The 24,374-nt window shown below is 34.5% G+C and carries 18 protein-coding genes; 6 read left to right on the top strand and 12 right to left on the bottom strand.

From position 1 onward, the window contains the following. Position 1: 1 nt before the first annotated feature. On the bottom strand, positions 2-4,396 hold the full coding sequence (gene cas9, locus BW983_RS03635; RefSeq protein WP_228408948.1) for a type II CRISPR RNA-guided endonuclease Cas9: 4,395 nt from the start codon (positions 4,394-4,396) through the stop codon (positions 2-4). 277 nt (positions 4,397-4,673) lie between these two features. Between cas9 and BW983_RS03630 the strand changes: the two genes are divergently transcribed. Together BW983_RS03630 and BW983_RS03625 are read left to right on the top strand one after the other, a co-directional pair. After that, entirely contained in the window at positions 4,674-6,797 is a 2,124-nt protein-coding gene (locus BW983_RS03630; protein WP_076549989.1) for a Tex family protein, read from the top strand. Positions 6,798-7,086: 289 nt separating this feature from the next. Further along, a complete protein-coding gene (locus BW983_RS03625; protein ID WP_076549988.1) occupies positions 7,087-7,719 on the top strand; it encodes an HAD family hydrolase in 633 nt (210 codons plus the stop codon). Positions 7,720-7,789: 70 nt separating this feature from the next. On the opposite strand, the gene BW983_RS03620 is transcribed toward BW983_RS03625, so the two are convergent. The 10 genes from BW983_RS03620 to BW983_RS03580 form a co-directional block, all read right to left on the bottom strand. Beyond that, entirely contained in the window at positions 7,790-8,356 is a 567-nt protein-coding gene (locus BW983_RS03620) for a hypothetical protein (protein ID WP_076549986.1), read from the bottom strand. Beyond that, complete coding sequence (locus tag BW983_RS23800; RefSeq protein ID WP_394333179.1) at positions 8,353-8,577, bottom strand: XAC2610-related protein; 225 nt, start codon at positions 8,575-8,577, stop codon at positions 8,353-8,355. The genes BW983_RS03620 and BW983_RS23800 overlap by 4 nt, the downstream gene beginning before the upstream one ends. Then, the gene (locus BW983_RS03615) at positions 8,570-9,040 is read right to left on the bottom strand and encodes a hypothetical protein (RefSeq protein ID WP_076549984.1); all 471 of its coding nucleotides are present in this window, start codon (positions 9,038-9,040) and stop codon (positions 8,570-8,572) included. Before BW983_RS03615 ends, BW983_RS23800 begins: the two co-directional genes overlap by 8 nt. Positions 9,041-9,141: 101 nt before the next feature. After that, positions 9,142-10,086, bottom strand: coding sequence for a hypothetical protein (locus BW983_RS03610; RefSeq protein WP_076549983.1), 945 nt, complete (start codon positions 10,084-10,086; stop codon positions 9,142-9,144). Beyond that, complete coding sequence (locus tag BW983_RS03605) at positions 10,077-12,710, bottom strand: peptidoglycan DD-metalloendopeptidase family protein (RefSeq protein ID WP_076549981.1); 2,634 nt, start codon at positions 12,708-12,710, stop codon at positions 10,077-10,079. The genes BW983_RS03610 and BW983_RS03605 overlap by 10 nt, the downstream gene beginning before the upstream one ends. A gap of 21 nt (positions 12,711-12,731) precedes the next feature. Beyond that, a complete protein-coding gene (locus BW983_RS03600; RefSeq protein WP_076549980.1) occupies positions 12,732-13,235 on the bottom strand; it encodes a DUF4280 domain-containing protein in 504 nt (167 codons plus the stop codon). Positions 13,236-13,266: 31 nt separating this feature from the next. Next, the gene (locus BW983_RS03595) at positions 13,267-14,391 is read right to left on the bottom strand and encodes a hypothetical protein (protein WP_076549978.1); all 1,125 of its coding nucleotides are present in this window, start codon (positions 14,389-14,391) and stop codon (positions 13,267-13,269) included. Between the two features lie 203 nt (positions 14,392-14,594). After that, entirely contained in the window at positions 14,595-16,166 is a 1,572-nt protein-coding gene (locus BW983_RS03590) for a M20/M25/M40 family metallo-hydrolase (RefSeq protein ID WP_076549976.1), read from the bottom strand. Between the two features lie 129 nt (positions 16,167-16,295). Further along, complete coding sequence (locus BW983_RS03585; protein ID WP_076549975.1) at positions 16,296-17,444, bottom strand: hypothetical protein; 1,149 nt, start codon at positions 17,442-17,444, stop codon at positions 16,296-16,298. 496 nt (positions 17,445-17,940) lie between these two features. Continuing rightward, positions 17,941-18,117: a histone H1 gene (locus tag BW983_RS03580; RefSeq protein WP_027373301.1), complete on the bottom strand. Its 177-nt coding sequence runs from the start codon at positions 18,115-18,117 to the stop codon at positions 17,941-17,943. A 250-nt stretch (positions 18,118-18,367) separates the two neighbouring features. Between BW983_RS03580 and BW983_RS03575 the strand changes: the two genes are divergently transcribed. Continuing rightward, the gene (locus tag BW983_RS03575; RefSeq protein WP_076549973.1) at positions 18,368-19,849 is read left to right on the top strand and encodes a M1 family aminopeptidase; all 1,482 of its coding nucleotides are present in this window, start codon (positions 18,368-18,370) and stop codon (positions 19,847-19,849) included. A 7-nt stretch (positions 19,850-19,856) separates the two neighbouring features. Here BW983_RS03575 and BW983_RS03570 read toward each other — a convergent pair whose 3' ends face one another. After that, positions 19,857-21,272: an aminotransferase-like domain-containing protein gene (locus BW983_RS03570; RefSeq protein ID WP_076549972.1), complete on the bottom strand. Its 1,416-nt coding sequence runs from the start codon at positions 21,270-21,272 to the stop codon at positions 19,857-19,859. A gap of 114 nt (positions 21,273-21,386) precedes the next feature. Here BW983_RS03570 and BW983_RS03565 point away from each other — a divergent pair, with 114 nt between their 5' ends. From BW983_RS03565 to BW983_RS03555, 3 genes are all read left to right on the top strand, one after another. After that, a complete protein-coding gene (locus BW983_RS03565; RefSeq protein WP_076549970.1) occupies positions 21,387-21,899 on the top strand; it encodes a hypothetical protein in 513 nt (170 codons plus the stop codon). Positions 21,900-21,986: 87 nt separating this feature from the next. Then, positions 21,987-22,898: a helix-turn-helix domain-containing protein gene (locus tag BW983_RS03560; RefSeq protein ID WP_065393187.1), complete on the top strand. Its 912-nt coding sequence runs from the start codon at positions 21,987-21,989 to the stop codon at positions 22,896-22,898. Positions 22,899-22,987: 89 nt separating this feature from the next. Further along, a complete protein-coding gene (locus BW983_RS03555; RefSeq protein WP_076549969.1) occupies positions 22,988-24,193 on the top strand; it encodes an MFS transporter in 1,206 nt (401 codons plus the stop codon). The last annotated feature ends 181 nt before the right edge of the window (positions 24,194-24,374 follow it).

Raw genomic sequence — 24,374 nt, 5'->3', positions numbered from 1 at the left:
ATTATGCTTTTGAAATATTTCCTAAACGATCAACTTTCACTTTAATAAAAATATCTTTTATAGATGTATTATTGTAAGAAGCTGTTTTAGAATCAAATGATCCGGAAAGCTTTTGTTTTTTTTCATTCCAGCTTAAATCCATTTCCTTTGGATAAATGTGTTTGGCAAAAGAATTCTGACTAAAATAAGCTGTTACACCTGAAAAATCATTTGTATTATATAATCTTGTAATTTGAGTTTTATTTAATTTACTGAAATCAAGAATATGAGGTGATTCCAGCTCATATTCTGTTGGAATATAAACTAAATCTAAAGGTGACAAACTTTGATACAAAGAAACTCCATTTTGATTTGTTTCCGGAATGGCTTGTAAACCTTGCTTTAATCTTTCAATAACTATATCTAAACGAATACTTTCAAAAACCTTTTTCCCATTCTCATCTTTATATATTGCAAAAAATAAATTTGGAGAACCTTGAACATATTTATTTATTTTATTTCCCGTTTGTCCTAAAACAAATCGCCCCTTTCCTTTTTCATATAGACGAATTTTTATAATTGGTTGATGTGATTTCCCATCATTATACTTCTCAATATTTTTATTCAAGTCTTCAATTCCTTCTGCTGAGAAAGCTAATTCTGGATTATTTTCTTTTGCTTCAAGATAATTTTTAAGTATTTTCTGAATTCCTGTATCTGTAATTTTATTGATTTTCTCAAAAGTAAAACTTGAGTCTAAAGGTTTTCTTGTCGCAGTTATAAATTCTCCCTTACTCGTTTCTACCCATGATAAGGTTATTTTCCCCGATACTGTTTCTTCATGCAACGACTTTCTTATCGCCCAATTTGTACCGGTTTGCTCCACCTTTTCTTTTGTTTTCACGCCATCTTTATCCACATATTTTTCATAATGATTAGTAGCTTTATTGATAACACGAAGGTTTTGCTTAATGCTCACGATTATTGTTTCCAATCTATTTTTGGCATCAATCGTAAAGGTTTCCCAAGGTTTCAGAAATTGTTTCGGAATATCTCTTTCGATTTTCTCTCCTGTTTGTGTATGATTGTAAACTACCTTCTCAAACTTCATCAGTTTCTTCTTCAAATCATAACGTTTAGTATCTGATTTCGCCGATTGATTGTTGAGCAAATTTACATGATCTTTCGTGGCACAAGCTATTACCAAAGCATCCAAAGCATGATGACGATGGTCAATTCTTTTCTTTGAAAATCCTTTTGAAAATTCAATCGGAACGGTTGGCAAATATTTCTGATGATTTTCATTCCAAGCCGTGAAATCCGTTGAATTGGTTAATTGATTCATTCTTTCAAATCGTGGCAGAATCAAATCGTTCCAAACATCATTCAATCCCCAATCCTGTTTTAGCTGTGTTGTAATTTTTCCGTTTCCTGGAACTATATTTTTGGAATTCACACCTTCATCTGTTCCATCTTCCACTCTCACAATATTAGAAAGCACACCTGATACATACTTACTGATATGACGGGTATCATTCAGCTGGCGTTCAATCATTTTTTCAGGAATCTCTTCTAATAAAAGCTTATTTCTCTTACCTCGATTATTAGCATAATGTTTTTTAATGAAATCTTCATATTCTTCTATTTCAAAAACTTTTACATTTTTCCCGAAACCAAGTTCAACAATAGTCCCTGCAAATTGCTTAATAAACCCAAGCCCTATATAATTATCTTTCAATTTATTAACTGCAGCCTCACAAATAATTTTATTACTGAAACTGTCATCAAAATATCGGCTTTTAGGAATAATATGTTCAATTTCATATTCTGGTGTGAACAGTTTATTTAACGGAATAATTTGTCCTGTATAAGGCGATTTGTATTTTTGTTCCAGCCAAAGTTTATATCTTTTTAAATCAGAAGATGAAGGTTGAGCAGTTTTACTGATTTTCAGATATTCATCTTCAATTTCAATACCTGAGTTCAAGACTCCATCTTCATATATTTTTAAAATCTCTTGTTGCATCGGTGAAAATGGGCGAACATTTTCTACCGAACTATCATTCATCATTTCAGCCAATAAAGCTTTGATACGAAGATTTGTATTTTCATTTTCAGAAATTTGGCTCGTTAATTTCTTTCTATCTTCAGCAGGAAGCTTCATCTCACGCCCTAACTCGATATGAATTTCGTTAAAGAAGTCTTTTGCTCCATTTCCGTATTTCATCCAAATATCTTTTACCACACGTAAAGTTTCGGTAATGATCTGCTCAACAATCGGGTTACGAAGTGAGTGTTGTTTAAACTCTTTTAAGAACTCTTCCAGATCATCAGCAGAATTCCACTTGCCTATTATAGATGCTTCCGAATGTCTCCCATAAACCAGATATTGTGCTATGTGCAATCTTAACTTTTGAAAAGAAGCTATTTCTGCATCCTGAAAAATCTCCAATTCTTCACGAAGTTTTAGATTGACTGTCTTGTTATATTTCTTTCTATCTTCATCGGAAATATTTTCTTCTTTCCGTGCAATATTTCCTAATAAATCTCCAATATTTTTAAAATACGTGTCGCTGTTTTTTACAATTTCATCCTCATCCCAATATTTACCAACTCGCATCAAAGGCAATAATTTTTTAATGGCTTTCTCAGAGAAAGAACCATATTCGTTTTTAAAAGGTGGGAATTTTTTAAAAGCTTCAAAGAAAGAAACTTCATCCAGATTATTTTTATTAGCAAAAGATTTTAATGCCTTTTCATACTCAATTTTATCGTTGACAGAATAGATGATATGCCAAATCTTATGTTCAATTTCGCTCGTTAGAAAGTTTTCAGAAATATTTTCAACTTTATCCAACCGTGATGAAATCATTGTTTTGCTTTCGTTGCAAGGGTATTTTTTATCTTCTACAAAATTCCAACGATGTGTTTTTTCATTTAATTTAAAATGTTTCAGTAACGCTTTTTGCTCAACTTCTTTTCTGTTATTTAGAAAGTCAAATAGATTTTCAAAATCTTCTGTCGAATTTAAAAACTCTTTTGTAACGTTGGTATCATCATCTCTTTTATAAATATTCAGATTGTACATCCATTGCCAGATACGAAATTCCTGATAATATGGATTAGACTTCGGAATTGCTTTGAGATATTGTGTATGTTCCACCCCATGTTTATCTTTATATCTTCTATACTCCAATGTACAATTTGAAATGGATGATTTCTGACTTCTTAAAGGTCTTTGATAAAAAATAATGTCCTCGATAAAAAGATGAACAAAATCTTTTTTACTTAAAGTCAATTGATGGGCTTCATTATTTCGATATAATTCACGCACACAATCGCTATACAAATCATCATTTTGTAATTCAGTATGAAATTCTTTTTGTTTTTCCAAAATCTGTTTCAGCTCATCTTTATAGAATTTTCTCTCAATGGTGCGAACCAGTTTTCCTTTAATTTTTTGTTTTGGATTATGAAGAAGCGTTTCATAAATGTATGTCCCAACAGTTTTATGAGATTTTTCTATTTCCTGTTCGGTCTTTTTCTTTACAAGTGTCCAGTCGTTTTCACTCGGCGCACGGAAACTTCTTTTTTCATTCCCGTCTTTATCTGTTTTAATACTACCATCCTCATGCAAATCAGTCGTAACAATAAAATCTCTCGTTTTATCTTTCCAGTCGAACAATGGTGTTTTGCTTGAGCGTCTATAAATCCAGCCATTTTCCAAAACTAAAGAATACCAAATATCTGATTTCCCTTTTTGAGGTTCATCCGCTAAAACATCTACAATTTTCAAAGAATAAAACTCAACCAGTTTATTCGGATTCTCTTCTTCTTCCTCACCACGCAACTGATAATAACCACGTTTTTGATTAAAATTCAAAAGAATCCAGGCTAATTCCTCTTTCTCTATTTTTTGAGTTAGGGCTTTGTTACGTAAATAATAGATCGTCCAGTCATAAGGAATTTTTTTATCATTTTCTAAATGCTGTGGTTGATGCTTTTTAAAATCAACAAGCATTTCTCCAAACGAATTTTTAAAAATAAATCCATCGTTATTATATACCAGTTTAGGTTCTGTTTCTTCCCTAAACTTTCCAAACCTCTTTTCAAAATCTATCTGAGAAGCATAATGTATAGGTAAAAAATTCAGAACATTTAAAACTCTATGAAGTCTTTCTCTTCGCAAAAGGAATCTTTCACGTAGTCTTCTCACTCCTCTGTATTTTGTTCTGTCAGCAGTTTGCGAAACCGAATTTCCAGAACCAAATTCTCCAAGAACTTTTTGATCCATCGGAATAATCCTACTTCCCATTCCAAGAATTTCTCCATACTTATTTTCAAAATCTTGTCTGATCAATGCCCAGCCAATGGAGTTGGTTCCCAAATCTAATCCAAGTATATTTTTAATCATCATTATTAATTTTAGATACCTTATAAAAATAGAAATAAAAAAAATATTTAAAATGAGGATTCCCGTAATCACCTAAAAGATTTTTTCTTCTATATTTGTACTAATAATTTTGAAAGCAATTCACAATAAGGATTATTCCGTTGTGAAAACATTTAAGCCCCCTCGTCTTCCAATACGGGGGATTTTTATTATCCTACTTTTTCAATTCGTAAATTTCAGGAGAACTATTCTACCTTTTCTCACTTCAAAACCCTATTTTAGCTATCCGAAAAACAGAACAATGACGACCGTAGAATTTATACAGAAGCAGCTCAATATTTCTGAGAAGAGCATCAACAATACGTTACAATTATTAGCCGAAGACTGTACTATTCCTTTTATTTCCCGTTACCGAAAAGATAAAACAGGAAATCTTGATGAAACGCAGATCGAGCAAATCTCAAAGATCAGTAAACAGTTTGAAGAGATTGTAAAGCGAAAAGAATCTATTTTAAAATCTATAGAAGAGCAAAATGCTTTAACACCGGAACTCCAGCAAAGAATTGAAGAAAGCTTTGATATTCAGGAGCTGGAAGATTTATATTTACCCTTCAAAAAGCGCAGAAAAACCAAGGCTGATACGGCTAAGGAAAAAGGACTGGAACCTCTCGCTAAGATCATCATGAGCCAGAAAAACAATGAGGTTCATTTTCTTGCTTCAAAATACCTGAACAATGACGTTCCATCGGAAGAGGAAGCACTTCAGGGAGCAAGGGATATCATGGCGGAATGGATCAATGAGAATATGTATGTCCGTAAAAATCTACGAAGACTGTACCAACGTAAAGCAGGGATCACTTCAAAGGTTGTTAAAGCTAAAAAAGATGAGGAAGATGCACAGAAGTTCTCCCAGTACTTTGAATGGGAAGAAAACCTCAGCAGAACTCCTTCTCACAGGCTTCTTGCCATGTTAAGAGCAGAGGCGGAAGGCTTTGTAAAAGTAAATGTGGGAATTGATAAAGAAGAGGCTATTGATTTTATTGAAAAAGCGATTATTAAATCTGATAATGAAAGTTCTGATCAGATCGCTTTAGCGATAAAGGACAGTTATAAAAGACTTTTAGAACCTGCCATTTCCAATGAGGCTTTACAGGAGGCAAAAGAAAAGGCTGATAAAAAAGCGATTGAGATCTTCTCTGAGAATCTGAGTCAACTACTTTTGGCTCCTCCTTTAGGTGAAAAAAGGATTCTGGCAATTGATCCCGGTTACAGAAGTGGCTGCAAGGTAGTCTGCCTGGATGAAAAAGGTGATCTCCTTCATAATGAGACCCTCTACCCTCACGCTCCCCAGAATGAAAGCGGAATGGCAATGAAAAAAATCCGTTCCATGGTAAATGCTTATAATATTGAAGCGATCTCTATCGGAAACGGAACAGCAAGCCGTGAAACGGAATTTTTCATCAAGAAAATAGCTTTTGATAAACCTTTACAGGTGTTTGTGGTTTCTGAAGCGGGCGCATCTGTTTATTCAGCCAGTAAAATTGCAAGGGATGAATTTCCAACCTATGATGTAACGGTACGTGGTGCGGTTTCTATCGGAAGAAGACTTTCTGATCCGTTGGCTGAACTGGTAAAAATTGACCCTAAATCTATTGGTGTGGGACAATACCAGCATGATGTGGATCAGACTCAATTGAAAAATGAACTGGATTCTACGGTAATGAAATGTGTAAACTCTGTAGGAATCAATCTTAATACGGCAAGTAAATCTCTGCTTAGCTATGTTTCCGGAATCGGTGAGAAAATGGCTGAAAATATTGTGAATTACCGCGCTGAAAACGGAGCTTTTGAAGACAGAAAACAGCTTAAAAAGGTACCAAGGCTTGGCGAAAAAGCATTTCAGCAGGCAGCGGCATTTGTGAAAATTGCCAATTCAAAAAATCCGTTGGATAATTCTGCCGTTCACCCTGAGGCATATGGAATTGTAGAGAAAATGGCTAAAGATTTAGGCATTAAAACCAATGAACTGATTGCCAATAAGGATAAAATTGCTTTGGTACAACCTGAAAGCTATATTACAGAAGAAATAGGAATTTTAGGAATCAAAGATATTTTAAAAGAGCTTGAAAAACCGGGCTTAGATCCAAGAAAAGCAGCTAAAGTATTTGAGTTTGATCCTAATGTAAAAAGCATTAAGGATTTAAAAGCAGGTATGATCTTACCAGGAATTGTTAATAATATAACGGCTTTCGGATGCTTTGTAGACCTCGGAATCAAAGAAAGTGGTTTAGTTCATATTTCGCAGCTGAAGGATGGTTTTGTATCGGATGTAAATGAGGTGGTGAAACTTCATCAACATGTAAGAGTGAAGGTAACGGAAGTGGATGAGGCTAGAAAAAGAGTGCAGCTGAGTATGATTTTGTAGATATAAACATTTTTAATTTAGGTAATTACATACAATTCTGCACTAATGCAGTTATTTTATTATTATGAACCTGTCATTCTGACGAAGGAAGAATCTCATAATCTGGCTTAGATTCTTCCTTCGTCAGAAATCGAAGATTCGATGTAGTCAATGACAATGATGTAAAATTATTGTATGTACCCACCTTAATTTAAAACATTAAGGAGTTTTAAGATTTTAAGAATAGTGAGATGAGCTTCGCTGAAAACCAACTTACTTATAAAAATTAACACGTTAAAAAAAATACACTTTGAAATATAAAAATTTAATATTCGATCTGGATGGTACTTTATGGGACCCCAGAGCAACGATTATCGGAATATGGAATGAAGTTTTAACCCGACGCCAACTGATCAACAGGGAATTAAAACCTGAGGATATGGATCAATATATGGGTCTGCTAGCAAAAGATATTGTAAAGGACATTATCCCGGGAACTTCAGACAGCGAGGTTCAGGATATTCTTTCAGAGATTGTTTCTCAGGAGAATAAAGTACTGCGTGTGCAGGGCGGTATTTTGTACGATGGTGTTGAAGATACTTTAAAAAGTTTAAGTAATACACACAACCTCTTTATTGTCAGCAATTGCCAGGATGGATATATTGAATCGTTTTTAGAATATTACCAGTTCAATAGGCTCTTTACGGATTTTGAATCTCACGGACGAACGCAAAAGCCTAAAGCAGAGAATATAAAGCTTCTCATGGATAGAAATCATTTATCTATAGAAAACTCCGTCTACATCGGTGATACACAAACCGATTATGATTCTGCCACCTCCAACGGGCTGCCTTTTATTTTTTGTAAATATGGCTTTGGAGAACTCACCTCAGAATACGACCCGTCAATCATAAAGTTCCCTGATTTGAAGCTTTATGTTTAACCCATAAATAAAGAGCTGTCATTGTGACAGCTCTTTTGTATTTTGAACAGATTAAAGTTTTAGAATTATCCTATTTTGTTTTCTGTATTGGCATTTCGATGATTCCGTTGTGAGGAGGAGAGGTCAAAAAACTTTCAATATAAAACTGGTTCTTTTTATTTATCAATGTAAAAACCGGATCCAAATTAGGAGATCCACCGTTTAATATGGTATTTTCTAAAAAAATAATCTTAAGATTTTTATCATCTGAAACATATATATGTCCAAGCATTTTTAAGTACCCATTTTTATTATGCTGTTCATCATTTGGATCTTCAAACCAACTTTCAAAAACACAGCTATCTGATTTTATTAAATTAATATTAGCTTTCAAATCTGATGATATCCCATTATGATCTATATATTGGAAAAAGTAACGATACTCTCCTTTCCATTTTTGAAACAATTTTTCTGATATAAATTCTTCTTCTCCTTCCAATTCATTTTCACTCAATGAATCATTATTTTCGATCTCAACATTACTAATATTTCTACCCATTAATGGTACAGAATCCTTTGAACTCTTATTTTTTACTGTTCTATCTTTTATACAAGAAAACATTCCCAAAGTGACCAGTATCCATAGATATTTTATCATTTATTCTGTTTTATTTCTTTTTGTTCTGAAAGAGATTCCCAGCTTCCATTAGGGTTAAGCTTATAGGTATTGATATTTGCATGGCAACATCCTACAATACTTCGAGTTGTAATCGTTTTATGGGCTGCATCAAATTCTTCAGCAAGCATCCCATGTTGTAAAGGAAAAGACTCCACTGGTGAAAAAGCACCATTTTTATCCTGAAAATAATACTCATATATTTTTCCTGCATTTCCGCCCTTCCCATACTATTGCAATATCTTCAAGTCCATCAAAATTAAAATCTTTCACAACCAATTCATTACAAGTCAAATCTTTATAAGATGTCCATGAATTAGGTTCAAAATAAATCTCCTGCTCTTTACCATTTTGCTTATTTTTTATAATGATCAATGCTGATGTAGGGTATTCCTGATCGTTTTCATTGGAATATGCTGTTGCTTTCCATATAAAACTATATTGAGCAGAAAGATTATCTAATGTGCATGACTTTGGTTTGGGTTTATCAGATCTTTTTTCAATAACTTCTAATCTTTTTTCACTAATAAATAGATTAGGCTCATGATTATTGGATTCATATGATATATTACTTTTATTTAATGGTTTCTGTTCTTTTGACTGACAGGAACTTACCATGTACATCAAGAAGATAATATATGATAGTCTCTTTACTTTATTTTTCATTTTAATTGTTCAGTATAAAGATTGGTGATAACAAAGGATGATGAGTGTTGAAATTAGGTCTTTTTCATTTCCCGATTCGTATAGTTCCTAATTTTTAACAATTACTTCATTTTATTAAGTACATATTTTTTGTTATTATTATTGTAATACATATCAAGGTAAGGACATTGCCAATAGTAATTCTTCCCATCAAAGAACAATCTTCCAAAATCGTTAGTCTTTTGTAATACATCAGTTACATCCCCATCCAGTACTTTATCAAAAGTCAGTTTAATGCCGTTTTCTACTTCTGACGCCCGAAGTAGATAATTATATTCTCCCCAATATCTGTCAACATGAAAAACTACAGAATCTTTTTTAATAATTAACTCCACAGTATCTGTATCTCTACTATCTGTACTTTTCTTATCATTAGTCAGGGTTGTATGATATTTTCCTAGCCATTTAACAGCCAAGTTTCCCACTATTTGTGGATTTATTGAAAGGTCTTTTTTTCTTATTTGGTTTACGTGATCCTTATACGCATTTTTTATTGATGGTTTGCCATTTAATAATGCCTGTATAATTACTTTATCTTTTTCAATATTTATTTCAAACTCCTTTTTATACGGTTTTTCATTCTCAATGTTAAGTTGCTGTATTGTAAAATCACCAAGATAAAAAAGGTTATTATTGATCAGATGATATGCATAAAAAGAAGAGCCATAATAATCATTACCTTCCAATAAAATAATCCTATCTTCATTGTATTTATAATACCAGATATTTAAATCCGGACTATCTAAAATTATCTCCGTAAAAAATTCATCATTATTTATTAATATATCATATAATTCTTCTTTTGATTTTATCTCAAATATCATGTCCGCATATTGAAAAACATTGCCATTATTAGACACTTTTTTTTGCAGCTCAAAATGTGATTTTTTTGTTTGAGTGTCTTGTATTACAGGAGCCGGATTTTGATTTTCATTTTGCTCTTTACAACCATAAAAGAATAGTACTACCAGTAGTAGAATAATTTTATTAATTCTCTTTATTTCCATTCTTTGTCTTTTAATTTGTTTTGAAAATTTATTTCAGACTGAGATAGCTCATCTTCAGTTTTGAATTTGAAATAAACAGATGGATTACATTTCCCATCCAGACCTTTTGCTGAACCAATATTAGATATTTCAAAATGCAGATGAGGGTTTCTGGTGGTAAAGTTTTTTCCTTTCCAACCTGATATTCCTGTTAAACCAATAACATCATTATATTCGACCTCATCTCCTTCTTTAAAAAAATCATTCTTACTTAAATGCCAGAATGTAAGATATATTGTACCGTTTTCATTAAATCCTTTTTCTAATATTTCACTTTTCGATTTATACTTAGGAACATAATCTTTCCGTTTTATGCTTTTAAATGTTTCCGTATCCAGTACTTTTAAAACAACAACGTTTCCTGCCATGGATCCAGAGGTATATATTTTATGTACAACACTTTTTAAACAAGCATATACTTTAGTACCCGGAATAGCTAGCAAGTCATTTCCGGTATGTTTAGTAGTATTATCTCTAATTTTTTCTCCAAAGGAGCCATGCCAAGGCTTAAACCCTCCACCTTGCGAGTAAAGGCAAAGCATAGGATTATCAATAGGATTTCTCCATTTCCCATTGCCTTCCGAAGTTGATTCTTTTTTTAAAGACTCAGCACAACACTCATAACCAAACTCTTTTAAAAATCCTTTTTTTAAATGCAAAGGACTTATACCTTTTAATTCATCTTTTAAAAATTTCTCATAATGTTCCATACAGGTTTTAAAAGGTGTTGCAGGTTGCTGTTTTCCTTCATATTCATACCTGCTTGTATCACCATCATAAGGTAAACTAGCCCATTCCGCACTCCCTTGATTTCTAATTGCTTTTTCTATATTATTACTAATGATTAATTCTAATAATCCTTTTTGCTTATGCTTCATTATTATAACACAAACTTTATCTTGAGATTCAGGGAAATAATCAGAAATTTTATATTTTTTTATATAATCATGATGGCTTTCATAAATGCCCGCTTTTGATTTGTTTTTATTTAGTTTTTCTCCATTTAACCACCACCAGCTATATCTCATTATTTGATAAGCTCCTGCAGCTGACGAACCTCCATATTTTTTTTGTGGATGTGTACTTAGGTCTGTTATTTTATTCCCTCCAAATGCAGTTATATAGCCTTTTTGAAAATCATGCGATATATATATAATTTCGCTTTTCCTTGTCTCTTTATTATATTTTGAGGACTTAATTAATTCTCCTGTTGCTTCTCCTACTCTAAGCATTCTCATATAAGCCCTCACCCTAGCCTCACATTCACAGACCTTACTTTCTTTTTTCTCTTCCTTTATTTCCTTAATCACCGCAACAGAATCATTCTCATCCACTTCCGCCTTTTCACCATCTACACTTACCGGAATCACCTGAGAGGTTACGGAGGTATTAAGGTGTTCAACTTCTATAAAATACTCTCGTTCGCTGCCTTCGCCCCATTCGTTGCTTTTCGTATACATTTGACGGGTCAGCTTTACATTATTGATCACATTGCAGGTATGATATCGTAAAGTCACTGTTTTTTCGTAGAGAAGATCATTACTATATCGGGAAAAATCTTCTTCCCAGATTCTCACTATTACATTCTTCTCTTTCATATTCTGAGTGACCATTTTAATTGATACAACATCACCTGTTTTAGCATTTTTCAAAGTCTTTCCAGTTCCGTCCGTAAACTCAGCACTTAAGATTTTCCCTTCAGGATCTGCCTGTTTCTTAGCAGCCGGACTTTGGGGAAACTTTGCGGTTTCTTCTTTAGGTTTGGGCTTATTTATCTTTTCTTTATGGGGCGAATTAACCGGAGGTTTTGCAGAGGTAGATTTAACCTCATCTGATTTCGGTTTTTTGACGGGATCAGGAAGATGGGTAGGATTCACGACGTTTACATTAGGGCTTGCTACCAGAATATGTTTGGAAACCAATTCTGCAGTCACATAATATTCATGAGTATTGTCTTCGCTCCGGTCACCTTTTGCCAGCCCGGCATTGGCAATCTGAACTGCCATTGTATAACTTGGAAGCCTGAAAACAACCCGAGCAATACCTTGATGATCCACTTCTCCGATCAAAGGCATAGGATTAATTCTATTCATCATATTGATCACCGGATCGTGTCCCTTTCCTATCGCATCATCTTCCCAAAGAGTAAAAGAAACTTTCTGCCCGAACATTCCTACACAATGCGCCTTTACAATTAAAGTTTCAGTATAATGCAGCCGCTTTCCCTTCGGTAATCGTTGTCCATTAATATCCAGTATATCCACACGGGTTATTTTGGACTCTTCTGCTTCCTGTGGCTTTATATAAAACTCTCCTTTGTCTTTCCCTCTGGTTACCACAATTTTTAAAGACTTATACTGAAGACTTTTATGGGTAAATTTATACGTGATATGTTCGCCTTCCTTTGTATTTCCAGTAGCTATCCGCCAGCCTTTTTTATCCTGTACGTGAAGATTCCATTGGATTTTAGGAGAAAGAGATAACAAAGCATTGGAAGTCATCAGATTATCAAATGCAGAAAGTGAATACATTTCTGTATTTCCAACAATAGGTTTTATATTCCCTGTAATTATCAATTTTGCCATTTGTATCAGTTTTTAAACTCATTATTCATAAATCGGATCCGGTTCTTCCAACTCTTCCTGCGATTCTTTCAGATCAAGGAACGGATTAATCATATGATAGCTTTGGGTATCAGCCATGGTAATGCTCTGTCTGTTGATTGTAGAAGTCTGCCCATGTTCTTTTACTGTAATTTTCCTTCCTGTACTACACATCAGTTCAGAGATCTCCGAAAGACAGCTTCTATCCATTACTTTTACATTAGGATATGTTTTCTGCCATTTTCCGGCAGGAGCAAATGCACAAGGCAAATAACCGTTTGAAGTGGGCTTTAATTTACATTTCCCAAAGCTTGGTCCTGCAGGATTGAACTGTATATCATCTTCTGTTACGGCAAGATGATCTTCTGGTGTTTTCCTGCTATTCCAGTAATGTTTCTGATGGGAGTTTACTTTAAATTGCGGAAACTGATCGCCCTGATTACATTGAGCTTTGCCCTTCTGAATGACAAAATGTTTCCCGTCATGTTCTGATAAGTTTTCTGACATCTATTTGTGTTTTTGGTGATTCAATGATTCATTATTCTGTTATTTTCTCCAGCTCAAAGGTGATGGTCTTCTCATAATCTGCAATCTGGATTTTAAAATCAGCTTTTATTTTCCGGATCGAAAAATCCTCGGAATTCAAACTATAGATGGCAAAATGCTCTGCTGTTAATGATTTGGAATAAAGTTTTGCAAGCGGATCATATTCCTGATCAGTATAATACAGCTCCTGAACAGTACGATAATCTCTTGACTTACCGACCTGTAATATCTCTAAAAATCCAGATTCATACTGTGATAAGACCTGATTAACCATTTCCATTCTGATAGGAGAAGCCGGAGCCAGCCATGAAAATTCACTGTTGTAAGGAACCGAAATATTTCTCATATAAACAGCCTGATAAAACTGCCCTAAGAGAAACTGTATAGCCAATATATTCTTCAGGCTTTCAAACATCACCTGTGGATCAGCTATCTTATGCTTCATTTGATCAATATGTGAAGCAGCATAGGAACCGGAGTGATATTTCTTTAATTCTTCAATTTCATCAATGATTTGACCAATATCTTTATGAGTTTGAACATCGGTAAGGTTTCCTGCATGATCCACCACGAATGTAATCGGATAAATAACTCTCACAAAAGCAGAAGCCAGCGTATTAATTTTTTCTTCCGGCTCCTGACCATCTTTTTTAAAATCACTCATTGAAAAATCGATATAATACCTCTCTTCTTTTTCTTTGATAAAGCTAAAGTTCAGGGTATAGGCATACTCGCTTTTTTTAGCTTCATCATCACTTTCGGACTGCTTTACCTGATAATTGCCTTGAAGTTTCTCTATATCGAAAGGGATTTTACCTTCGGAAAACTTGTGATAAAGGCTTTCTCCCCGTTGTTTTATCAATGCATTGATCTGTATAATCTCTTCCGAATCAGGAATATAGATTTTCTGAAGGAGCCTTAATGTCCCTTCTTCAGGAATGATATCAAAAGGCTGGCATCTTTCGTTATGATAGTCCCGAAGATATGTTGGGTTTTCAAGGTTTAAACTCTCTGAAATACTTTCCAGTGTTTCTCCTGATTTTACAAAATAAATGTTCTGCTTCTTAGAATTAATTTCATGAACAGGACCTTCCCGATTCGGGATATTTCTTTCCATAAAGTGTGTTTTTTAATTTCAAAAGTTTTTAAAATTAAAAATCCCGCACCCACATCTTTTTGCATCCGTTTGTTTTTTCATTGTATTTTTTAATGCGGGAATATGTACACAAAAACTGGAGTTAACGTATTCATACACATTATAAAAAAATAAGGCTGCCTCATAGAGACAACCTTATATATCAATAAGCGTTTAAGCTGTTTTTATTTATAATCTTTAGAGCTTCTTCTTGGCTCTTTTGCTTCAGGCCATTGAATCGTTTCCCCTTTATCATCTTTAGGCATTGTTCTTTTCTCTCTGTTGGTAAATTCTGGATCTTCGGATGCCATGTAAGCTAATGCAGCCGTTAAGATCACGTTATTTTTCACCTCATCAAAGACAATTTTATCATACGTATCCTTTGTGGTATGCCATGTATATCCAAAATATCCCCAGTTCAGAGATCCCAAAGAAAACCCTGGTACTCCGGCTGCTACGAACGATGCATGATCAGAACCACCACCGCCAGGCATTCCCGGGAAGTCGGTTTTGATGTGGCTTCTTACTGCTTTCGGAACTCCATCAAGCCATTTTCCGATATAATCATAGGCTTTCACAAATCCTTGTCCGCTGATATTTACCACACGTCCTGTACCGTTATCCTGATTGAATACAGCCTGTACTCCTTTTATAATCTCAGGATTATCTGCTACAAAGCCTCTTGAACCGTTCAATCCCTGTTCTTCACTTCCCCAAAGTCCTAAAACAATCGTTCTTTTGTTGTTTGGATAGTATTTTTTAAGGATTCTCATTGCCTCAAGCATTGTCAGTGTTCCCGTTCCGTTATCTGTTGCTCCCTGAGCGCCGTCCCAAGAATCAAGGTGAGCAGAAAGAATTACATATTCTTCAGGCTTTTCTTTTCCTTTGATCATTCCGATGGTGTTAAAGCTCTTCGCTTCCGGTAATACTTTAGATTGAGCATCGATCTTTATTTTAGGCTGAGCTCCCTTTTCTGCCATTCTGTAAAGCATTCCATAATCCTCCACATCAATGTCAATCATTGGAATTTTGGATGTTTTTGCTCCAAAAATTCTGTTGGCTCCCATTATTCCGGTCCAGTTTGAAATAGCGATTCCTGCTGCTCCTGCATTTTCTAACGCCTGAGGAAGGGTATTGTTATCATAACCAATATTCTTTACATAAGCTGTAAAATCTTTGGCAGCCTGTGCTTTTTCTTCTTTAAGCTTTTCATAAAGTTCAGGGGTAGCAAATTCTTTAATCTGCTCATCGGAACGTCCTATCTTCTGATATTGTGCCATCAGCACGATTTTTCCTTTTACAGATGGAAGCCATTTATCAAATTCTGCTTTATTTGAAACTTTGGGAAGAACCACTACTTCAGCTTCAATTGCTTTTTTAGTAGCAGGGCTCCATGCCAACTGCGTTGCAGCCAGTGATTTTACACGTGGAAATACCATATCTACATGGGTAGTTCCTCTCTGCCATCCTTTCCATGTTCCAAACTGCTGAAGATTGGCGTCTATTCCCCATGAACGAAGCTTTCCTGCACTCCATTCATTAGCAGCAAGCATCTCCGGAGTTCCCACTAAACGGGGTCCTATCCCATCCAGAAGCTCGTATGCCATTCCTTCAAGCTGGGAATTGTTATTTACTTCATCTACAAAACTTTTTACGATAGGATTCAGGTTCTCCTTTGAATCTACCTTTACCTGAGCCCATGAAAACTGGGTAGCCAGCATGACAGCCGGTACTGCAAAAAATCTATTTATCCTCATAATGTATATTGATTGGTTTAAAGATAGCAGAAATTACGGAGATAGTGAAGGAATGTGCATAAAATCTACATTTCTTTCAATATTCCACACACTTTTCAAGTTGAAAAACATGAATATAGCAATGTAATTTTATTTCCCGTTCACAAACGTCTGCTCTTCCTCTGAAAGTAAAATGGTATTATTCTTACTTTCTTCCACCGGAACGTTTTCCCAGATATTTTTACTGAAATCTACTCTTGGTGTAAGTCCGTTATCATCAGATTTTTTAAAGGTATTGTAAATCAGTTCTCTACTCATACTTTTCACATGCTTTACTCCTTTGTAAACGGCTATATAATTATAGCCTTCCAGCTTATTCAATGCAGGAACATATACTCCATTATTTTTATAAAAATCAAAAACAAGTAATGCATTTCCAAGCTGGTAATCATATTCTGTTCCGTCAGCCGTTTTCCTTTTAACCATCGGATAGTTTTCCTGTAGATAATGGATTTCAAAGTAAGTAATGACTTTATCCGCTTTATTGTATTTAAACTCACCTTTCATATCAATTCCTGATCCGGATTTGATTGTAAAGACGACCTGCTGCTCATCCCTTTCTTCAAACACCATCCACCCCGTAGATTTTGTTCCTTTGGTTTTTAAATGAAACAATACCCTGTTTAATTCAAAGTTGAAGAAATAGTTGCCCATATATTCATGAGAGAATTCTGTAGTTCCTGTAGTGAAAATATTATCTGATTTTATTTTCTTCAGGTACTTCACATTATTGAGCTGCATCTGAAGAATATTATCATAATCTTTTTGGAATCCATCCTTATAATTATAATAATTTCCCTTACTCCAAAGCTTAGTTTCTGCAATGGTCAGGAAATAAAGTTTATCATTATCACTCATTTTCTCCTTGTAAACCACATCATAAAGCGATGGTTCTCTATAATATCTTTTCTTGTAATTTTTACTTACATCTTCAAAAATTTTTCTGAGGTCTACACTTCCCATTTTAACTTCCTCAATATCTTTGTACGCCCTTTTCAGCTTTATTACTGAATTGAATTGAGTCGCTTTTACGTTTTGAAAACCAGAAGCTGAGATCTCAAATCCTGAAGCACTCTGATCCACCGGGGCAAACCCGTCTTCATTGGTATAAACAATCTGATTGGAAAGAATAATTCTGGCATTGGGAACCGGAGTTTCTGTTTCTGCATCTACTACTCTAAGTTTCTGAGCAGAGAAAATCCCAAAAAAGAAAATAAATAAGAAATAATAGTTTTTCATAATAGCCTGTAGCATTGGTGCCCCTAAAATACAAATAATCCGGGCTATTTTCACTGATGAGTGTAAAATTCAATAGTATTACAGAAAAAGCAGTTTCCAGAGCATTTAAAGGCATATGGAATCAGTAACAGAACTATTTTTAATCTTCTATTTTCGGATTGGTTATAAAAGAGATAGGAGCTAGAGAAAAAGTTTAGTTAACCTTAATATAAGAAACAGCTTTTTTAAACGTAAAGGATAAACGATGCAAATGCTTTATTTTAGGAAGCTAAGAAGTGTGACTTTGTCGCTGAAGAAGCTATATGGATATGCATTCGCTTAGAAAAAAATGCCACGAATTCACGAGTAATTCTAGATTACATCTTTTTTAGGATTATTGATGATCTCCAAATCTCTACCATTCATGTTGATTAGTATATATTCTCTGAAATGACACATCAGAATTGTCAAAATAAGGAAATAAAAAAACCGGCTCCAAAAGCCGGCTAAAGGAGAATTACTTCTTAGCTTCTTCTACAGAAACTTTTCTGAATTCTTTGAACAATTTGCTTAATTCTAAAGCTGATTTACGAGCTCTAGTTCCAGCTGCTTTGTTTCCTTTTTCCGCTTGTTGGTTTGCCTCAGTAGTGAACGCTTCAAATTCTGCGTTGATTTTTTCAATTAGTTCTTTCATTATATTTAAAAATTTAGGCTGCAAATATAGGTTTTATGGTGATTCCAGCCTAGCTGGAGTGAAAAAAGTTTAGCCAAAATCATTAAAATTTTAACATATTTCTAGTCTGAAACCGATTTTTATCGACTTCACGCCCATAAATGCTCTTAGAAAACCAGATTTCATCGTCAATACGTCGAGTTTAAATACAAAAAATCCACGTTATTCTGTTTCTTATTTTTATATTAAATTTGGAAAAACGACTTAACCCATGTTCAAAAAACTATTTTTCCTTATTTTCATCTTACCTCTGCTCGCTTATTCCCAGGATAAGGTCAGCTATAAGATTTACTATGATGAAGATCTTGCTAAAAATGGTTTGAAAGTACAGGTGGATTATAAACTCAAAAAAAGCTCTGACACTTTATCTTTTTATTATGCTAATGAAAATTGGGGCGAGAATGACCTTTTTAAAAACTTTACCATATTAAAGGAAGAAAACCCTGGTATTACTTTCGAAATTAAGCCGGAAAACAATGCCATAAAGGTTTACCAACAAAGGGGATCTGTATTTTCTCTTACTTACCATATCAAGCAGGATTTTAAAGATCCGAATTATAAGATTTTTAACCGTCCAAGAATTAATAATACCTTTTTTCATCTTTTGGGTAAAAGTCTCTTCGTGGTTCCTCAGTTATTCACCAAAGCACCCGATGACAAAGAGTTTGATTTCTCAATTGAATGGATAGGTTTCCCTGAGCAGTTTAAGCTTCATAATAATTTTGCTTCTCAGGTTCAGAAACAAAAGATCAGAACAACGCTCTGGGAAGGTTTTTATAATTCTGTTTTTATAGGTGGAGATTATCGTTTTTATTCCTTTAAAATTAAAGATAAGCCTGTATATTTTGCTTTAAGGGAATCGTGGAATAATGGTCTTTCTGATGATTTTCTGTTTTCCAATCTTAAAAAAGCGATACAGTCTCAAAGGGATTTCTGGCAAGATTATGATCAGGATTATTTTACGGTAACCATGACTCCTACCGTTTCTCAAAAAGACAGCCTATATAAAGGATACAGTACTACAGGCTCTGCAATCAAAAATGCTTTTATGATTCAGGGAACCAATAATCCTTTTAATAATAAGAATTCTTTCCTGTATCTTTTTCATCATGAGCTGATGCATGAATGGATCGGCAATAAAATAAAAAATAAGAATGAGGAGCTTAACTATTGGTTCAGTGAAGGTTTTACTGATTATTATACCTATAAAAACAGGCTTAGAATAAAGGATATTTCTCTTGATGAATGGCAAAAGCTGTTCAATAGTGAAGTGATCAGAAATCATTGGAAGAATCCGCAGAAAAACATTCCGAATTATAAAATAAGGGATGACTTCTGGAAAAGCAGAGAGGTAGAAAAGGTTCCCTACAGGCGAGGATCTATTTTTGCATTCTGGCTGGATAATCAGATTATGCTGAAAACCAATGGTCAAAAATCTTTGGATGACCTGATGCGTGAGCTGCTAAAAATATGTACTGAAAAGAAAGTAAAATTCACTGATGAATTATTTCTGAATCTTGTGGAGAAATACCTGGATAGAGACATCAGTTATTTTTTTCAAAAACATATGATTAACGGGGAAGATATTGATCTTGTCCAAGAAAGATGGATTGACGGCATAAGTTTTCAAATAACAGACCATATTCCACAGATACAGATTGATAGAAATAAAGATGTAAAGTATGGGGAATGATAAAGCTTTAAAGGAGAAAATCATTCACTTTTCCCCCTGTCTTTTCTAATAAAAGAATGCTTTCTGAAGTGATTCTTTCTGCAAAAACGACACGAAAATGGTGATCATATTTATCTGTAAAGGAAAAAGTATCTCCGGGGGTAAATAAAATTCTGTTGTCTTCACAATACTGATAGAATTTTTTCATATCCATATTCTCCGGCATTTGCGCCCAGATACTATAACCTCCCTGTGGTCTGTGGAAGTAAGAGCCCTCAGGAAATGATTTTCTTAACACATCAAGCAACTGAGCCGCCTGCTGACTGAGATTTTTACGAAACTGCCGTAAATGTCTTTCATAGCTGTTTCCTTTCAACAACTTAAGGATAAGCTCCTGATAAATAGGAGAAACTGATCTTCCTAAAACAAATTTTGTTCTTTCCGCTTTTGAATAAGAACTACCTGCATGTAACCATCCCAAACGAATACCCGGAGCAAGGGTTTTTGAGAAGGAAGAATAGATCATCACCCAGCCTTTTTGGTCAAAACTTTTGATACAGGAAGGTCTTTTTTCTTCAAAATAAAGATCAGAATAGATATCATTTTCAATTACATACAACTGTTGAAATTCAGCAACTTCTACAATTTTCTTCTTAACTTCATCAGTCATCGTGATCCCTGTTGGATTATGGAAACTCGGAGTCACAATTAATGCCCGGATATTACTTTCAGCAGCTATGTTCTGGAAATATTCTATATCAAAACCACTTCGGTAATGCACCGGAATTTCAATGACCTTCAACCCAAGATTTGCAATCACTTCTAATACTGAAAATACACATGGACTGTCTACAGCAACGGTATCACCGGCTTTTGTTACAGCGCTCAACGCAATAGTTAAAGCTTGCAAAGCACCGTCCGTAATAATGATTTCATCAGGATTAAGCTTACAGTCAAATCCTCTCATCCGTTTGGCAATCTGAATTCTAAGCTCTTCCAGTCCATTAGGTGGATAATATCTCAATAATGAAGCTCCTTTCTCCCTAATGACTTCCTGCATGGTTCTGAGGATCAGTTTTTGCGGAATCAGAAGATCACCCGGAACAGCGGTATTAAAGGAACTTGATTCTGAAACCCTTTTGGAAGTCAACATCATATTTTTCATAAATACCTCATCCCGAACAACAACGGGAAGCTTTGTTTTCATTTCAGGAATGGCTTCATCACTTTTATCTGCAACAAAATAACCTGAACGGGGACTGCTTTCGATTAACCCTTTAATCATAAGGTACTCAAAACCGCTTTGTACTGAACTCATACTCAGCTGATATTTTTCTTTTATTGCTCTTACAGAAGGCAGGCGATCTTTACTTTTTAAGATACCACAACGAATCTGTTCTTCAATAACTGCCGTAAAAACTTCATATTCATAGGACTTCACCATATTCTTTCGATCTGTACTGAACAAATTTACAAAATACTTACCTGTATCGGTTGTAATTTAACAAACTGTATCCATTCCGAATGATTTAATCTTATAATTTTGAATAAAAAAAACATGGAGGTTATTTCAAAATTCACCATTGGTTCTGACGAAGGGGTTAATGATCTTTTTACTATTATTAAATCATCTGTCAACAATACATATAAAGAACGCGTTTCGCAAGAGGATATCCAAAAGTATATTGAAGATTGGGATCCGAGGAAAATGATCAATGAGTTGAATGATCTTTCAAATCAGTTAATCATTACTTATGCCGATCATCAGCCTGTAGGATATGGCATTATAAAAAGTGGTTCTGCCTATCCTAGTTTTTCAGAAGAGAAAAGGATTACAGAGCTTGAATTTGTGCTTCTTCAGAAGTATGATATTCCGGAAATCCGCCAGTCTCTTTGGAAGAAATGCAGATCAGCGGTATCATTTACGGATATTATATGGACCAACGTTTTTACTGAAGATCCTTTACTTGAATTTTTAAAAGAAACAGGTTTCACCATTAAGGAAAATGCACAAACCAATCCTTTTCAGCTTCCTTCTTATATCGTAGAAATGCAGATCAGCAAGAACTAAGAAAATATATAAGGTCATATCAATCAGGATAGGTGAATCTAAAAGACAAAAGATTTACCTATCTTTGATTTTTATAATTCTGAAATAATGAGCGCTCAACTTGAAACTATAGAAGACTATTATAAACGTACCAGCAGAAGTCTTGTGAAAATGTCGGATGCGGATTTTGAGTCCGGAAAGTCTCATTTCAACATTATTCCGCGAAAGTATTGTAGTTTTAAAAGCCCTTATAACCGACGGGATTATTATAAAATATGCTTCATTATAGGAAAAGGAACGGCTCATTACGGAACCCATACACTTCATGTTGACCGCCCTGTACTCTTCTTCCCATCTCCCAATATTCCTTATACCTGGCAGTGTGATGATGATTTTCAGGAAGGCTACTCGTGTCTGTTTAATCAGGAGTTTTTCAATGTAAATTCAGAATTTAATCTGTTTAAAAAGACTTCATTGTTCAAGGAATGGAGCAAACCGTTTGTATTTTTGAATGAGGAACAGATAGAATTGACCACCATGTATTTTGAGCAGATGTACAAACTGAATCATTCTTCGTATCCGTTTCGTTGTAGTGGGATTAAAAGCAATCTTGCCTCTCTCCTGCACCTTGCTCTGGAAAACCGTGTGGAAGATGTAAGCCTCAATGAGCTTCCTGCCAATGTACGTTTGTATAAGTTATTCGATGAGTTGCTCAACAAGCAGTTTCCTTTGGACTCTCCTGCCTATCCATTAGCTTTAAAAACAGCTTCTGATTTTGCAGATCACCTGAATGTACATGTGAATCACCTGAATTCATCGGTAAAATCTGTCACCAACCTTACCACAACTCAGATCATTAAGGAAAAAATGTTTGAAGAATCTAAAAACCTGCTGAAATATACGAATTGGGATATTGCTCAGGTGGGCTATACTCTTGGTTTTGAACAGCCCGCTCATTTCAATAATTTCTTTAAAAAGCATGCGCAAACTTCACCTTTGAAATTTAAGAACTCTTTTTAAATATTTGAATTTTGTAATTTTTGCTTTGTCTTTTAAAATTCACTTTTCTATTTCCTGATGTATTTTTGCATTGTAAAAAATGAATGAATATGTTGAGAGAAGCATCTGAGAAACGCATCAGATTAATAACCATTATGGCATTTGTGTCTATCCCTCTTTCGGGGTTTGTCACTGATATTTACCTGCCTTCTTTTCCTTCTATGGCAAAGGAAATGATGGTTTCGGAAAAAGATATACAGATTACTTTAACTTCTTACCTATTAAGTTATGGAATTTCCCAGTTATTCGTGGGCGGAATTCTGGACAGCATTGGTCGTTATCGTCCTAAGTTAATTGCTTTGCTTGTTTTAATGCTGAGCAGCATTTTAATCACTACTACAAACAGTATTTTTTTAATATGTATGCTTCGTATCCTTCAGGGAATTGCAGTTTCTGTACTTGTTGTGGCTACGCGCGCTATATTTGTAGATATTTATGATTCGGAAAGGGTAAAACATTACTTAAGTTATTTTACAATCACCTGGTCGCTGGGTCCTATTCTGGCTCCTTTTCTCGGCGGGTATCTGGAAAAGCTTTTTAACTGGCACGCTAACTTCTACTTTCTGGCTTTTTATGCAGGATTTATATTCCTGTTTGAATGGTTCTTCAGCGGTGAAAGTCTTCCACAGAAAAAGAAACTTGATCTTTCTGAGAACATAAGCCTTTATAAAATGATGCTCAAAAACAAAATCTTTATGTTGGGAATCATCATCTTGGGATTAAGCTATTCCATTGTGATGCTATTCAATATTACCGGACCGTTTATTATTGAAAATACATTTCATTTTACGCCTGTAGTAATCGGATATTGTACTTTGATTTTAGGTTTTTCATGGATGATAGGTGGTTTCCTGGGAAAAAGAAGATTAACATTAGATTTTAAACCAAGAATATTACAGCCGATTATCCTTCAATTGATTCTGATTGCTGGGCTGATCGCTACAAGTTACTTTGCAGAAAGTCTTTTCATCATGATTCCTTTTGCATTCTTTATCCATATTTGTTCTGGAATTCTGTTCACCTCGTTTTTCACGACAAGTATGTTATATTTTCCTAAAAATGCAGGAACTGCTGGTGGTCTGATGGGTGGTTTGGTATATGTAATCACTTCCGTTACCAGTTTTATTATTTCTGTAAGCGGAACTGTGGCAGATCAAAAGGATCTTTCATGGCGATACCTGATCATTGCCTGCCTACTTTTTGGAATCATTTTATTTATGAATCAAGCCGTTAAAAAAGAAAAAGCAGTGAATTAATCACTGCTTTTATATTTTTTAAGCACAAACCTTTAAATACAGCGGTAATTTATCTTAACGCTAACGAACACGAAGATATTAACAAAAAGCTTATATAATTAGAGCGCAAAGGCGTTTCACTCAGCAATATGAACTTACTCTCATTTGCTGAACGAAGTGCCATAGCGAGCGAAAAAAAAAA

Source organism: Chryseobacterium ureilyticum, from assembly GCF_900156735.1.
GTDB lineage: Bacteria > Bacteroidota > Bacteroidia > Flavobacteriales > Weeksellaceae > Chryseobacterium > Chryseobacterium ureilyticum.
Note: the sequence above shows the minus strand (reverse complement) of the source record. Positions and strands in the feature narration are given on the sequence as shown.

Coding starts and splice junctions, on each gene's coding strand:
- cas9 (WP_228408948.1), bottom strand. CDS start 4,396: ATGATGATTAAAAATATACTTGGATTAGATTTGGGAACCAACTCCATT.
- BW983_RS03630 (WP_076549989.1), top strand. CDS start 4,674: ATGACGACCGTAGAATTTATACAGAAGCAGCTCAATATTTCTGAGAAG.
- BW983_RS03620 (WP_076549986.1), bottom strand. CDS start 8,356: ATGATAAAATATCTATGGATACTGGTCACTTTGGGAATGTTTTCTTGT.
- BW983_RS03615 (WP_076549984.1), bottom strand. CDS start 9,040: ATGAAAAATAAAGTAAAGAGACTATCATATATTATCTTCTTGATGTAC.
- BW983_RS03610 (WP_076549983.1), bottom strand. CDS start 10,086: ATGGAAATAAAGAGAATTAATAAAATTATTCTACTACTGGTAGTACTA.
- BW983_RS03605 (WP_076549981.1), bottom strand. CDS start 12,710: ATGGCAAAATTGATAATTACAGGGAATATAAAACCTATTGTTGGAAAT.
- BW983_RS03600 (WP_076549980.1), bottom strand. CDS start 13,235: ATGTCAGAAAACTTATCAGAACATGACGGGAAACATTTTGTCATTCAG.
- BW983_RS03595 (WP_076549978.1), bottom strand. CDS start 14,391: ATGGAAAGAAATATCCCGAATCGGGAAGGTCCTGTTCATGAAATTAAT.
- BW983_RS03590 (WP_076549976.1), bottom strand. CDS start 16,166: ATGAGGATAAATAGATTTTTTGCAGTACCGGCTGTCATGCTGGCTACC.
- BW983_RS03585 (WP_076549975.1), bottom strand. CDS start 17,444: ATGAAAAACTATTATTTCTTATTTATTTTCTTTTTTGGGATTTTCTCT.
- BW983_RS03580 (WP_027373301.1), bottom strand. CDS start 18,117: ATGAAAGAACTAATTGAAAAAATCAACGCAGAATTTGAAGCGTTCACT.
- BW983_RS03575 (WP_076549973.1), top strand. CDS start 18,368: ATGTTCAAAAAACTATTTTTCCTTATTTTCATCTTACCTCTGCTCGCT.
- BW983_RS03570 (WP_076549972.1), bottom strand. CDS start 21,272: ATGGTGAAGTCCTATGAATATGAAGTTTTTACGGCAGTTATTGAAGAA.
- BW983_RS03565 (WP_076549970.1), top strand. CDS start 21,387: ATGGAGGTTATTTCAAAATTCACCATTGGTTCTGACGAAGGGGTTAAT.
- BW983_RS03560 (WP_065393187.1), top strand. CDS start 21,987: ATGAGCGCTCAACTTGAAACTATAGAAGACTATTATAAACGTACCAGC.
- BW983_RS03555 (WP_076549969.1), top strand. CDS start 22,988: ATGTTGAGAGAAGCATCTGAGAAACGCATCAGATTAATAACCATTATG.